This window comes from Paenibacillus hubeiensis (genome assembly GCF_032334105.1).
GTDB classification, from domain to species: Bacteria; Bacillota; Bacilli; order Paenibacillales; family Paenibacillaceae; genus Paenibacillus; species Paenibacillus hubeiensis.
On the sequence record NZ_JAVYAE020000008.1, the window covers coordinates 234082 to 248356 of the forward strand.

At 53.6% G+C, this 14275-nt stretch carries 8 protein-coding genes; 2 read left to right on the plus strand and 6 right to left on the minus strand.

Annotation, left to right across the window (positions count from 1 at the left end; all coding sequences use genetic code 11):
- Positions 1-258: 258 nt before the first annotated feature.
- Together RSX24_RS20535 and RSX24_RS20540 are read left to right on the plus strand one after the other, a co-directional pair.
- Positions 259-486: a hypothetical protein gene (locus RSX24_RS20535; protein ID WP_236414653.1), complete on the plus strand. Its 228-nt coding sequence runs from the start codon at positions 259-261 to the stop codon at positions 484-486.
- A gap of 370 nt (positions 487-856) precedes the next feature.
- Positions 857-1906: a glycoside hydrolase family 53 protein gene (locus RSX24_RS20540; RefSeq protein WP_343261668.1), complete on the plus strand. Its 1050-nt coding sequence runs from the start codon at positions 857-859 to the stop codon at positions 1904-1906.
- A 117-nt stretch (positions 1907-2023) separates the two neighbouring features.
- Here RSX24_RS20540 and RSX24_RS20545 read toward each other — a convergent pair whose 3' ends face one another.
- From RSX24_RS20545 to RSX24_RS20570, 6 genes are all read right to left on the minus strand, one after another.
- On the minus strand, positions 2024-2665 hold the full coding sequence (locus tag RSX24_RS20545) for an NAD(P)-dependent oxidoreductase (protein ID WP_343261687.1): 642 nt from the start codon (positions 2663-2665) through the stop codon (positions 2024-2026).
- Between the two features lie 435 nt (positions 2666-3100).
- Complete coding sequence (locus RSX24_RS20550) at positions 3101-7003, minus strand: carbohydrate binding domain-containing protein (protein WP_343261669.1); 3903 nt, start codon at positions 7001-7003, stop codon at positions 3101-3103.
- 507 nt (positions 7004-7510) lie between these two features.
- Positions 7511-8752: a VWA domain-containing protein gene (locus RSX24_RS20555; protein ID WP_236414660.1), complete on the minus strand. Its 1242-nt coding sequence runs from the start codon at positions 8750-8752 to the stop codon at positions 7511-7513.
- Between the two features lies 1 nt (position 8753).
- Positions 8754-11150, minus strand: coding sequence for a DUF5682 family protein (locus RSX24_RS20560; RefSeq protein ID WP_343261688.1), 2397 nt, complete (start codon positions 11148-11150; stop codon positions 8754-8756).
- Between the two features lie 5 nt (positions 11151-11155).
- The gene (locus tag RSX24_RS20565; RefSeq protein WP_236414662.1) at positions 11156-12259 is read right to left on the minus strand and encodes an AAA family ATPase; all 1104 of its coding nucleotides are present in this window, start codon (positions 12257-12259) and stop codon (positions 11156-11158) included.
- Between the two features lie 131 nt (positions 12260-12390).
- Complete coding sequence (locus tag RSX24_RS20570) at positions 12391-14226, minus strand: HEAT repeat domain-containing protein (RefSeq protein ID WP_343261670.1); 1836 nt, start codon at positions 14224-14226, stop codon at positions 12391-12393.
- Positions 14227-14275: the final 49 nt, after the last annotated feature.

Below are 14275 nucleotides of genomic sequence, written 5' to 3' on the forward strand. Positions count from 1 at the left end.
TCCGAATGTGTTGCATATCCATCAATGTTACATGTACTTGTTATAATTGTACTATTCGTGATTGGCAGCAAGCGTCATCGCAGTGTAAAATCAGTGTAAAATTTACGTAAATCATACCGCATCTCGGTGACTTTTTCCATCCCTTTACAAAGGGAGGCAGACAAGGTAAAGTGATGTACAGAATCGCTTGAGCCGGCATTTTTTTATTCGGAAATCCTCCGAATTCATATCGCATCTATATATAAGAAGGAGTTTAACATGAAATCCAACAAACCCAGAACATTGCATAAAAATATAGAATTTTTTGCGGCTGCGCTTTCCCAGTGTACGGTAACGGCATGGCAGGAAGATCCCGCAGGCGTATATTGCGAGGTGGGCCGCGGCATCGTGGAACGCATCAGCGACGAAAGCGTACGAATTCGCAACGACAACGGCACGAAGAGTCATTTTGCACGAGACATGACGATGTTCCAGACCGAGAAATAAAATTTTGCGCGATTGTAAAAAAAAAGCAAAAAAGTGCTGGCATTTTAAGCGCCCGTGATGTATACTCGTCTCACAAGGAAAGGAGGTGCGTCAACATTAGTTATTCCATGTTGAACGTGTCCCTTACCCGATTCAGCCGTTCAAATTAAGTTGAATGGTTGAAGGCGCGGGATACGGATCAAGGCTTCACATAGCGCCACGGGTAGAAAGACCGTCTTCGGACGGTCTTTTTTCATGTCCGAGAACGCGTGCCAGCGCAAGCTTGTTGCAAAAACAACCAAAATATTGGAAATGGACCCTGTAGGCAGATGCCCCTAGGCAACTATAATGAGGGTGCAACTCATCCTAATATTCAGGGAGGAATATTTGAATGCCGAGATTTGTAAGGGGTTACAAAATATCCATCGTATTGGTCTTTGCTTTGCTGTTCACCTCGATCGGGCTGCCTGCCAGCCAGCATGCCGATGCAGCGCCAAGCTTTGCCAAAGGGGCCGACATCAGTTGGGTTCCGGGGATGGAAGCACAAGGGTATAAGTGGAAAGATAAAAACGGCGTGCAGCGCGACATTATCGATATCCTCAAAAACGACTATCAAATCAACTCGGTTCGTATCCGCGTTTTCGTGAATCCTTCGAATGATTACGGAAACGGGTACCTGAACAAAGATCGCGCCGCAGCGCTGGCCCAACGTGCCAAAAACGCAGGCATGAGCGTGATGCTCACCCTGCACTATAGCGATTCATGGGCCGATCCGGGCCAGCAAACCAAACCTGCCGCGTGGAAAAACTACACGTTCCAGCAATTGATGGATGCCGTATGGAATTATACGCGCGAGGTCATGACGGCCATGCAGAGCAAAGGCGTGACACCCGACTGGGTGCAGATCGGAAACGAAACGAGCAATGGCATGCTGTGGGAAGACGGCAAAGCGTCGGTGAACATGAAAAACTACGCCTGGCTTGTCAATACCGGCCATAATGCCGTCAAATCCATGAGCGCCAACACCAAAACGATCGTTCACCTCGCCGGCGGGGATGACAATGCCTTGTACGTCTGGAACATCGGCGGGCTGGTCAGCAATGGCGCCAACTTCGATATGATCGCCATGTCCCTGTACCCATCCGCTTCCGGCTGGAATACTGCAGTAACCAATGCCGTGAACAACGCCAAAGACCTGATCAACCGTTACGGCAAAGAAATCATCGTATCCGAAATCGGCATGGACAACAATCAGCCTGCCGCAGGCAAAAGCTTCGTTGCCGCCATGAAAAACCAATTCCGCAACCTTCCTAACGGCAAAGGCAAAGGGGTGTTTTATTGGGAGCCGCAAGCCACTCCGGGCTACAATGGCGGATACGGCAAGGGAGCATGGCAATCCAACATGATGCCGACCATCATGCTGGAAGGCTTCATTGACTAAAAAGCAGATGCACCATATGTTTGATCTTTCGATGAATCAAACAGCCTTGGCTCGAATACCCGAACCAAGGCTGTTTGATTATATAAAGCTGGATGTACTTTACTACTTTACTTTACTTTACTTTACTTCGCCGACTACGGTGAAGCGCTCGTTAACATGTTTCGCATTCTCGATCTCATCCACCAGAGCGATTGCATAGTCAGCATAGCTGATATAGCTGTTGCCTTCGCTATTAACCATGATAACGTCATGGCCTGCCTGGTATTTGCCAGTGCGAGCGCCTTTCGGATTAAAGAAGCCTGCCGGGCTCAGAAACGTCCATTGGATGCCTGTGGAAGCTTGCAGATCCTGGAGGTTTTGCGTTTGGTTCGACGCGGTCGCTTTATATGCTTCCGGGAATCCCGGGGAATCGACAAGACGCTGCGTCTTGGACTCGTCCGTGAACAGGCTGCCCGCACCGCCGACAACGATCAACCGGGTGTTTGGCGCGCTTTTCAAAATTTGAATCAAGGCTTGTCCCACTTCTACATGCATATGCTCTTTGCCAGCAGGCGCACCAAACGCGTTGACGATCACGTCAAAACGTTGGGCATCTTCGGAAGTCAGGCTGAACACATCCTTCTCCAATGCGTTCACGCTTTTGTCCTGCAGCTTGGATGCATCACGCACGATTGCGGTGACTTCATGCCCTCTTGCTTTGGCTTCCTCCAAAATGAAGTTGCCGGCTTTGCCCGTTGCTCCGATAATTCCGATGTTCATCATGATCTCTCCTTTAACGTTTGGGATGGAATATACTATATAAACCGCACTAATCATTTTCACTAGGGCACTGCGAGTGCAGTACCATCTTCCGATCGCTGTTATCCCCAGATTTTTGGGATTCCCCTTTTCTAAGGGAAAATCCGGTGATAAGCCTATGCTTCCGATGCAGCTTTCTTTCAGAAAGCTTTTAGAACGCTTTGCTTCTCCAGATTGGTTCTGCCTCTCCGTTAACATGTGTTTGTTTTTTGCGGTTTATATAATCATATTATGTTCAAACTTTATAATGTAACTATATCGGTTACAACATTATTTGTCAACCGACAGGCACAAAGAACCTCTGCTCACCCTGACGATGAGCAAAGGTTCTTACTTGATATAGCGTCTTGAAGTCAAAAACGGCTCGTTTATCAAAACGCTGCTTCTTTACCGCCTCTACGCACTCTTCCGGCTGTGCAAACGCCATACCTCTGTTTGATCTGCCAAAGCCAAGGGATTCTCGAACGGGATCGTCCCGTAAGCCGTCTGTGCTCCGGACGGCACACCCGGAGTAATGTTCCCCGAATGGTAGGTACTATTGCCAAGCGGGAACATATAGTTTTTCCCACCATTGTTGTCCCATGTGCCGCTGCCGTTGTTGAACACGGCCTCCAATCCCGATGCGGCTCCTACGTCAATCGTGATTTTATAGTAACCGGGAACCTCCGCCGCCGTCATGGCTACGCCGGGAGGTGTCGTCCACGTCCCTCCTGCAGGGCGATAATGAATATTTGGATTCGCGTATCCTTGCTTATAATAGATGGTTACGCTATTGCCCTGCGGAGCTTCATCCGTCGTAACGCCCTGTTCTTCGCTGGCTTCCGAACGATTGGAGGCAGCATCATAGGCAATCAACTTATATCGGTACGTCGTTGAAGGTTGCAGCCCTTGATCGGTGTAACTGGTCGCTTCGCTGCTCCCTACCTTCGTTCCGTCACGAAAAATCTCATAACCGACCACGCCGACATTGTCCGTCGACGCATTCCATGACAGCGTCACGGAATGGGGCGTGGTAGAGGAAGCTGCGAGCCCTGTCGGCACGCTTGGCGCTGTCGCGTCCACCTGAGGGGCACCGGGCGTTATTTTGCCATTGCTGTATGTGCTTGTGCCTAAGGGGAACATGTAGTTTTTCCCGCCATTGTTGTCCCATGTGCCGCTGCCATTGTTAAATACGGCCTCCAGTCCGTCCGCCGAGCCTACATCGATGGTCATTTTGTTATAGCCGGTGATTTCGGCCGCAGGCATTTGCACACCGGGAGGAGACGTCCATGTTCCGCCAGCAGGGCGATAATGAATGTATGGAGTGGCATATCCCTGCTTGTAATAAACCGTAACCACGTTTCCATCCTCCGTCTGGGCCGTTACCGGTAAACTGACGGGAGACTTGTTGCCGGCAGCATCGACGGCCTGAATCGTATAGGTGTAACTGGTTGCCGGCGAAAGCGCAGCATCCATAAACGAAGTGCTTGCGCTATCTCCCACTTTAATTCCATCACGGTAAATGTCGTAACGGGCCACGCCGTAATTGTCGCTGCTGGCGTCCCATTCCAGCGCTACGGACGATGCGGTAACAGCCTTCACCGTCACGTTGGCAGGAGCGGTTGGCGGCTGCGTGTCGGCTTCCAACGTTCTCACTTTTAACGGTTTGCTGAATTCCGAGCTGTTATTGGCCTTGTCTATGGCCTTCACGGTGTACTCATAATCCGTTTCGGACGTGAGACCGGTGTCGGTAAAGCTCGCAGTTCCGGAACTGCCGGCCTTGATCCCGTCACGGAAAATATCGTATGACTCCACGCCGACGTCATCTTCGGGCACTTCCCACTCCAGAGTAATGCTGCGATCCGTAACCCGGGACGCGTGAATCCCTGTTGGTGCAGCCGGCGGCGTCGTGTCCACAACAAGGAAAGGATGTGTGCCCTCGATATTTCCTGCGGCATCCTCCACGATTTTCCCGGCAGCGTTCTTGCTGTACTTGCCTGCGCCGACGTAAACGGTCTGAATCTCGCTGCGCGTCACGTTTCCGTTCTCATCCACGGCTTCGACGTAATAGTCCACCAGTTGATCCCGGAACTCGTTAAAATACGTGTAGTACAGGTCGCCGATTTCTTGTGCAGGCACTCGCTTGAACATATCGGTGCTGCTCGGCTGCCAGGCAACGCCGTTGATATCCGGTTGTAGATCCCGCTTGTTCATCGGGTATTCCGTCCACCCGCTGACTTTGTCCGGATCGATGTTCGGCACGCCTTCGGCTTGAAGTCCCGCCGGATCGTATACGCGGAACGTATTATCCCGGGCATCCGCCTCTTTGTCCCGATGCGTGCGTACCTTTACCTTGATATCCTGGATTCCGCTGACATCATAAGCGTACGTATAGATGCCGAACGTATTGTCAAAATAGTGCAGCGTCCATCCTTCGGCTTTGCTGACGTTTGCGCTGCCCGGGTTATACGGATAACGCTGCGGCCACCAGACCGAAGGGCCGGTTCGATCCTCCGCCAGCTGGCTGTTCACATAGGGCTTGGAAAAAAACAGCGACTGGTTGAAGGAGAGCGTCGGTTTCACGCCGTCATCGACATTTTCGTCGTAATATCCGAAACCGGAATCCAGCCCGGGCAGCAGAAAATACCAGCTCAGTTCGGCAGGATTGGCACCGCCGCTGTAATCGTTGGCCGGGTCTCCTTTGACCGGATATGCCATCATCCATGGATTCAACTGATTGCCCTCATACGTAATTTCGTGATCAAGCGCCGTCGTTGGCTGCCAATGGTTGGGGTGGCTGTCAAGCCATATCTGTTCCGCGGTTTTGGCGTAATTGAGGGCAGCCTGCTCCAGAGCGAAGTTACGCTCCAGATAGTGGTATCCATATTCGAACGACACCGTCATGCCTTCTTCCACGCCGTCCAGATTCTCTTTAGGCTTCAGATCAAGGCCTGTGGCTTGATTAAAAGCATCAAACTGACCCTTCCAAATACCAAACGGTAGACGCCAGTGATACCAGGTCGGATCGGAAGACGAGTCTCGCGTATCAATCCATGAGCCGTCCTGAACATGGACTACGTCTTCCTCGTCAGGCGTATTTGTGCGCAAATACTCGTTAATGCTCTCTCCCTTCACACCAGACTGCGCATAGGTCACGTTAGCCGCGTTTCTCCATGTTTCCTCGGAGCCTGCGCGTCCCGAAGAGTTGTCTCCGTCATGGGCGATGACAAAGAACTGCTTCTGGTCGACCAAACCTTCGAACGGTTTAAGCGCATCCGCCTTGGCCGATCCTTGATATCCTTCTTCCCACGACTCGGCCTGGGCAACGGGAATGCCTACGACTCGGCTCTCCTCACCCGTCTCCGGATTGACATGCCGAACCCAATGCGGCGTGGAAGCAAACGGATATTTGTTGTAGACCACCTGCTTTTCGTTAAACATAGGCGAGGATACCCAAGACCCAACGTCGCTGGTGTTCTGCAGGCCGGCCCGGTTCGGTGGCGAGATCATCGTATCTTTGCCGGGATCGTTCAACAGCGGGTAATCCTTCAATGTACGGGAGAAATGGTTGTTGCCGATGACCGACCACTCGATGCCGAGTTTGTCGAGCACCGGGATGATCCGTTCCGAGAAGCCAAGCTCGGTCGGGAAAAATCCTTTCGAGGATTTAAACGAATCCCCCAGAAAGAAAGGCTGTGCCATCACTGCATTCTGGTAAATCAAATCCTTGAGCAAATATTCGTTGCCCGCCAGCGGTCCCATCGAATGGTGCCCGGAGAAATGAACGAGGTCCATCGTTCGCTCCCCGTTGGTTGTTTTGAGATTGTTGTATGCATTTTTCCAGGGAGCGCCCCAATTCACATTATTGTAACCGTTTACATTATTGGTGTACATAAAACTGTTCACGTTATTGAGCAGCGACCCTGACATGGTAACCTGCATGCCCGCGGCAGGATGAAGGTTTTTCAAGTCGCTTGCCACCTGCCAGGGCCAGGACAAGTAAGCTCCCGTTTTGGCATGGTGCGTGTAATAAGCTACCAGATCATCATGCGGCATGGGTGCTCCACTGGGCAAATGATACGGATAATTGGCTGGAGGATTGTTTTTCAAGTCGACGACCTGCCCGTCATACGTATAACGGATGGGAGAACCCACCGGGGCCGAATGGTATGTGGACGTGTCATAGTAAGCCCAGAAATTCGGCATATGATTGTGATATACGTGGGTTGCGGATATTTCAGCGAAAACAGCCGATGTCTGTATTGTAAATACAAGCGGTAATGTCATAAGAATGGCACCAAGCTTGCGTACAAACTTCATGTTTTACCTCCCTTGATCTGATCCTTTGCAAAATTCACCCTAAACAGTCCTACAGTCGGCATATGCATGATATGCCTTTGCGGTCAGGTCATTATTCCCTTGCTCCATAACCGTTCTGTTCCATCTTCCCTCCTTTCTGTCGATCCCCGCAATCCGTGCCAATGGAGCTAGGTCGCCTTTTGCAATCACGGTTCATCCTTCATAAGAAATGCGATGATCTTTTTCCTTTTTTGTTATTGCGCAAACGTTTGTTCAAATTTCAATGAATTTTCGTGCGATCAACCTGCTTAAACCAAGGAATTCTAAAGTAATCGCACATTTCAAACCCCTTATTATTGCAAACGTTTGCACAAATAATATACCTTTGAATGGAACGAAATGTCAATCATTCATTTTCTGCGTCGTCCTCTATTTGATGATGCAGTTAGGGGATGAGACAAGCCAAAACAAACGTTAGCAAAAAGGACCAGCCAGTCACCCTGGCTGATCCCATATGCACCATCCCGCTTAACCTTTTTCAGAGCTCAATTTCTTCGCCAATTCGCTCATATCGCGGCCCTGTAACGCTCCTGCCACCAGTTCAGGAAGCATGCCGGGCGTACAAGCAAAACACGGTGTGCCGTCACGGGAGAGCTGCTTCGCCAACCGTTCGTCATAGAATGGCCGTCCGCGATCCGACAGTGCCAGCAGGCACAACGTCCGCACGCCGGATTCCCGCATTTCACGCATGCGGCGCACCAAAGCGGATTGGTTGCCGCCCTCATACAAGTCGGTGACCAGAATGAACAGCGTTTTTTTCGGGTCCTCAATAAAGGGCTCGCAATACGCGACAGATTTGTTAATATCGGTTCCTCCGCCGAGCTGAATACCGAACAACATATCTACAGGATCATTGGCGCACTGTTCCGTCAGATCGACCACTTCCGTATCAAATACAACGACCCGGGTATCCAGCGCGGGCATGCTTGCAAAAACCGCTCCCGTCACCGAGGCCCAGATGACCGATTCGGCCATCGAACCGCTCTGGTCAATGTCGAGGATGACGGTCCATTCCTTATTTCGTCGTGCCCGGTCGAAATAATAAAATTTTTCGGGAACGAGAATGCTGCGTTCACGGTCATAATGCTTCAGGTTGCGCTGGATCGTCCGTTTCCAGTCCAGTCCGCTGAGCGAAGGGAGAGGGGTATGCTGGCGCTTGTTCAGTGCGCCTGTCACGGCCCGCCGCATGTCTTCCTTCATGCGTGCCATCAGGTCTTCGACTACGGCCTGTACGAGCAGACGTGCCGTTTCCTTCGTCTTTTCCGGTATTTTTCCCTTAAGCGCCATCAATGTGCCAACCATCTGAATGTCCGGTTTGACCGTTGCAAGCAGTTCGGGCTCAAACAACAGCTGCTTCCAGCCGCGGCGCTCAATCGCGTCATTCTGGATGATCGAGACAACGTCTTCCGAGAAGAGGCTGCGCACGTCGCCTAGCCAACGGGACAGATTAACCGCCCCCCTGCCGCCGCCTGCCCCGCGGCCCGAAGCTCCGCTTCCCCCGGCACCTCGGCCCGAGCTGTTGCCAGGTGAACTGCCGTCGGTATCATCGTAAATGGCGGCCAGGGCGGCATCCATGATCGCTTCTTCTTCGGTCAGCTGCAACGCTTCTTCCCCGGTCAACCCCTCCAGCTTTTCCTGAGCCGCCTCGCCCAGAATCAACCGCCAGCGGGAAACGGAGTGTTCTTGTCTTTTTTCCGCCTGATCCGTCATGTCAAAAGTCCCCAAAATCAAATTCGTTCAATTCGTCCAGCATCTTGTCCTCTTCCTCCTTCATATCCCCGGTTAAAACCTCTGCCGCTTGTTCCGCGTTCACGCCCCACAACTCGCCCAGTGTTTCGGCAATCATCGTTTTTTCGTGCGGCGAAAAGGAGCTGAATGCCCGGCGCAAAAAGACTAGCGCCCGTTTGAACTCATCGTTGTTTAACGAGTTGATGTAATCGTTCAGCTGCTCCCATAGGCTCATGCGTGACAGCAGCGCATACCGGTTCCGCATGGACAAGCCCTCGAACCAGCCTGCGCCAAGATCGGACGGAATGCCCGGAGAAAGCCGCCGCGAAACTTCGGCCGCGCACTGCTCCGCATCCATCTCGCCTCTTTCGAGCAGCAGGGCGCAGGCGAAGCCCGATAACTTGGGATTGCGGTCATCCCGTTCGGAGAGCTCGTTCAATTCGGCCGACCACATAGGCACGTCAACGACTTCGTCGTGTTCTTGGGCAATCCGGTTCAAATCACTCATAGCGGCGACCATGGCGTATGCTGCTTCGTCGTTGCAGTTTGCCGCATCCGACAAATACAGGCAGCCGCGGTAGAACAACTGTTCAAGCAGCGGCACAAGCGGTGCCGTTTCCGTACGCCGGATATCGCCATACGCGATGATACGCGACAGCTCTGCCGCAGCGGACGCGATCTGAGCCACGTCACGGCTGTCCGCAGCCAGCGCCTGCAGGACGCGGCGTCCGTCTTCCATTTGCGCGGTCATGCCGCAGCGGACAGATACGCCAATCAGCCGGGATGCTTCGGCAATAGACGTACAGGCCTCCAGCTTTTCGCGCAGCCGATGCGCACATGCAATCTCGACGGTTTCGCCGAGCAGCGTGGATTCCACGACCCTGATTTCGGCCTCAGGCGTCCATTGGATGACCCAGTCCTCGGCCCATACCGCGCGATCGCCACCATTGGTATTGTTTCTTGCGAATGGAATCTCCAACAGTTCCAAGCGGTGGAACAGAACGGAGCGATTCAGATCAAGAAACGCCGATTCGTGCGAGGAAACCCGGCGATTCTCGCGAAGGTCAAGCGATAAATCCGCGGCCACCGCGCTCTTGTATTTGGTGAGCTTAAGCCGCTTGAGCTCACGGTTCAAGTCATCCTGAAGCGGCGTTTGGCTAACGCCTTCGGCCAAGCTGCCGATATCCGTGCCGATGTCGAGGCGGGCCAGCGCCTCGGCTACCACCGACAGCTCGCCTCGACCGAGAAGCGTCTGTGCCGCATCGCGCAGCTCAAGGAGCGTGGGCATGCTGCCGCCGTGAAGCGAAGCCAGTCCTTCGGCCAACCGCACAGCCTCAATCACTTCGGCGGTGGACCTGTGCGTGCCTGATGACCGAAGCAAACGGGCAGCCGTCGACAGGTACAACCTCGGCAACTCTTCCGGCGATCCCGCCTCCATGGCATCCCACATCATTTGAAAATAATGCGGAGCATGATTTCCCGCGCCATACCCCGACAGACTGGAAAGCCGATAATATGAATAAGGCATCAGGGTCAGTTTGGAGCTGCGCGAAGGCATTGCCGCCAGCTCTTCATCACTCATCGCGCCTCCGGCAGGATGCTCCAAAACCGATGCATGGTACGCTCCGCAGACCACTACGATCTTCTCGGGATCATGTCCTGCTTCGATCGTTTTTAGAATTTGCCTCCGCATGTATGCTTCGCGCACATGATTATACGCGTGCTTTTCCGCCTGCTCGGCCCGCTCCCGCTCTTCGCCAAGACTGCGCATTTCAGCCGAAAAAGCGAGGATCGAATCCCGATATGCTTCCGGGTTGGCATTATGTTCGTAATGGCGTTCCCAGTACGTTTCGTAATCATGCTCGCCTGCCAGATCGGCAATCCGGTCGTATATGGATCCAGCCTGTTTGTCATTCCGAGTACCGCCGTCTATTATTTCTCCCTCGCCGTTATCGGTCGCTTCGTTTGCCTTCGTTTCGTTTGCTGCCGTTTCATCCTGCTCTGTCGTGCCATTCCTGCCACGGGACAAGAGCGATTTCTGTTTCAGCTCTTCCAGCGCCAGTGCTGCGCCGGATGGCAGGTCGATCAACTCACAATGCACCTCATTTTTGGCAGCCCAACGCATCGCCTGCAGTTCCGGAGAGTATACGGCGAATGGCCATAACGCTGTTCGAACGGGCATTTCATCCGTAAACGCCAGCAGGGCTACCGGAGGCACGGTCGATGGATGCACCAGGTCGGCGATCCTGTCCGTCGCATCCGAAGGACCTTCAATCAATACCGCCGTCGGACGGACCCGATCCAGATATTCCAGCAGATGGCGAGCACCTCCGGGGGACAGGTGCCGGACGCCGAAGACGGAGACGCGTGCGTCTTCCATCGTCTTCACTCGTTCAACTCCCTGCACGCCTGGTACAGTCCGCGCCACTCCGATCCCCGCTTCTTCATGACGTTGTCGAGGTATTCCTTCCACACCAGCTTGTCCTTGTCATCGTCTTTGACGATGGCCCCCTGCAAACCCGCAGCCAGATCTTCGTCCGACAGCTCGCCATTGCCGAAACTGGCGGACAGCGCCATGCTGTTGGTAAGCAGCGAGATCGCTTCGGCAGTGGAAATAACGCCGCCCGGAGACTTTAATTTCTCCTTCCGGTCGAGCGTCATGCCGCTGCGAAGCTCGCGGAATATGGTTACGACTTTCAACAAGGCTTCGTCCGCCGGCGGAGCTGCGTGCAGTTGGTACGAAGCAGCGATTTCGCTTACCCGTTTTTTGACGATGGAAAGCTCGGTTTCAAGATCGGAAGGCGCAGGCAGCACGATGATGTTGAATCGGCGCTTGAGGGCCGCGGACATTTCGTTGACGCCGCGGTCGCGCGTATTCGCCGTTGCGATAATCGAAAACCCTTTACGCGCACTCGTCTCGCTGCCAAGCTCCGGCACCGAGACGGTCTTTTCGGACAGAATGGAGATCAAAGCGTCCTGTACTTCGGAAGCGCAGCGCGAGATTTCCTCGAAGCGGGCAATGCTGCCGTCTTCCATGGCCCGCATGATTGGGCTGCGTACCAGCGCCTCCGGTGTCGGCCCGTTGGCGAGCAGCATCGCGTAGTTCCACGAATAGCGCACTTGTTCCTCCGTCGTGCCCGCCGTCCCTTGAACGACGAGTCCCGAATTGCCGCAAACCGCGGCAGACAGGTTCTCCGACAGCCATGACTTGGCTGTTCCCGGCTCGCCGATCAACAGCAGCGCACGGTCGGTAACCAGCGTTGCGATAGCCATTTCGACCAGTCTTCGGTTCCCTATGTACTTGGGCGTAATATCCACTTTGCCGGCTTTGCCACCGGTAATGTAGGTCAGTACGGCACGCGGGGACATCTGCCACCCTGGCGGAACCGCTCCCTTGTCTTCCTTTTTAAGCGCCTCAATCTCTTCGCGATACAGCAGTTCAGCCGGAAGGCGCATGACATCCTGTGCTTGTTTTTTCGTTGCGGCCATTTCGATATTCCCCTCTCCATGATGGACCTATTTCTTTCACCAATCTTGTTCCAAAATCCAAATCACCCTTCGCCCGGTGCTGCCGGGCGGCCTGAAATCGAAAGGATATTCTCTGTTTATGGAAAACCGGTTTACACCGATGCTGCCCGGCGCCGAAGCGTATGAACGATCTCTTCGAGCCGCTCCTTAAGGCCTTCATAGCGCACTTCCGGGAGTAACGCCTCTACCCTGTCCGCCACTTCTGCAGCCAGATGATCGGGGACGCGAAGCAAACGTTCGCTCTCTTCGGAGTACATGCTATATGTGCGTTTCCAATCTTTTCGCTCCATCCATTGCACCAGAAGTTCGGCTTTTATATCCTCCGCAGCACCGCTGGCATCCAGGGCGGAGAAAATGTAATGCGAGTCATGATTGTTGGCTTTTTCTATGGCTTTTTCGATATAAGGAAGCAACCTGTCATTTCCGGGGGCTGCCAGCGCGGACACCAGTTGCAGCTCATCGCGATCCATCAGCCAGTCGAGCCAGCGGGAATCCCATTCTGCTTCGATCCGTTCCTGGGGCAACCGGCTTCTGACATACCCATGATAAACGTACAATTCATCGCGAAGTGCATCCAGCAGCGCCTTCTGCGCCAGTTGAGACTTTCTGGAGACCACGGTTTTGAGGCGTCCCCACCCGGAACCAACATACCTGTCGTAAAGCTCGGCTGGCGCAAGCTGGCGTCTGGCAGCACGGAATGCATATGGCAGATACCCCGGGTCTTGATCTTCCAATTGTTGGAGCACGGCAAGTGCCTCTGGCGAATCCGTTTGCGCCAAATAACCCGCGACCTGTCTCATTATTTGCACATGATCGCCATAGTCGAGCCTGCCCAAGGAAGGGAAAGCAGATTCGTTTCCCGCCACGTCCAGATACAGGCGCTCCAGCTCGGGATGACGCACGTCTCTGAGCGCAATGGCCAACGGCTCAAGTTCTTTCCATAGCTTTCCCTTGCTTTTTTTGTCATCTTCGCCTACATGCTCCTTGCGAAGCCGTTCCTCGAAAAGAGGCAGCAGCATGTCGACCATTTCCTCGGCAGGTGCATAACTGATCGCTTCGGCCACGAGCAATGCGTCTTTTCCTTGGATTGCTTGATATAACCGTTCACGCGCTCCTTCCGAATTACGGACCGCCAATGCACCATAGGCCCCTTCGCGTACCGGTTTCTTTTTGTCCTGCGACCACTCAAGCAATCGGTCTTCGAACTTTGGATGAGGCCCGAGGCAGGCAATCGCCGCGGAGCGGATTTTGTCTCCCCCTTCTTCCGCGGCCTTGACCAAACGTTCCAGCGACCGTTCATCCTCCGGATCGACACCGAGCGACCTTACCACCTGCAGGCGCCGTTCCTCTTGACGTCCTCCATTGATGTCCATTCCCTCAAGCAAGTAAGGTACAATCGCCGGTCCATATGCCGGCAGGATGTTCCGCGCCGCAAAATCCGCAATTTCCGAATATGAATCGCCCAAGGCCCTCACCGCAAACGGGAATAACCTTAAGTCACGGAACAGTCCCTGTTCAAAGGCAGAAGTCACAATCTCGTACCGTCCGCCTCCCGAATCCGACAATGCATTCTGCACCTCGGCCAGCTGTCGGTACGAGTGGCTGGTCGTTAACCCTGACAATTCGACCTCCTTCCTATGCTCCGCGCATACGTCTCCTTCTGCAGCCACGATCCCCTGTGTCGACAACACCGAATTCAGCAGCAGCGCCACGTCCTGCAGCCGGGCCGCTCTTGCTTCCGCCTCTAAAGGACCTGTCAGTGCGGCGACTCCCTCGGCAAGTTTGCCGAATACCGGGGCCCGCTCCCCAAGCTGGGCCAACTTCGGCTCCAGGCGTTTCAGGCGGAAATCGTCTCCCGCCAAGTCGCTGCCTGCAATATATAAACGGCGAAGTTCGCCCTGTAATTCTTGCAATAAAGTGGTGCTCATTCGCTTCTCCTCCCGATTCCCCGTTTTGATTCCAGCTTCGATAACAGCG

Excerpts from the sequence above, each read along its gene's own strand:
- RSX24_RS20570 (WP_343261670.1), bottom strand. The coding sequence starts at position 14,226 with ATGAGCACCACTTTATTGCAAGAATTACAGGGCGAACTTCGCCGTTTA.
- RSX24_RS20535 (WP_236414653.1), top strand. The coding sequence starts at position 259 with ATGAAATCCAACAAACCCAGAACATTGCATAAAAATATAGAATTTTTT.
- RSX24_RS20550 (WP_343261669.1), bottom strand. The coding sequence starts at position 7,003 with ATGAAGTTTGTACGCAAGCTTGGTGCCATTCTTATGACATTACCGCTT.
- RSX24_RS20545 (WP_343261687.1), bottom strand. The coding sequence starts at position 2,665 with ATGAACATCGGAATTATCGGAGCAACGGGCAAAGCCGGCAACTTCATT.
- RSX24_RS20560 (WP_343261688.1), bottom strand. The coding sequence starts at position 11,150 with ATGGAAGACGCACGCGTCTCCGTCTTCGGCGTCCGGCACCTGTCCCCC.
- RSX24_RS20540 (WP_343261668.1), top strand. The coding sequence starts at position 857 with ATGCCGAGATTTGTAAGGGGTTACAAAATATCCATCGTATTGGTCTTT.
- RSX24_RS20565 (WP_236414662.1), bottom strand. The coding sequence starts at position 12,259 with ATGGCCGCAACGAAAAAACAAGCACAGGATGTCATGCGCCTTCCGGCT.
- RSX24_RS20555 (WP_236414660.1), bottom strand. The coding sequence starts at position 8,752 with ATGACGGATCAGGCGGAAAAAAGACAAGAACACTCCGTTTCCCGCTGG.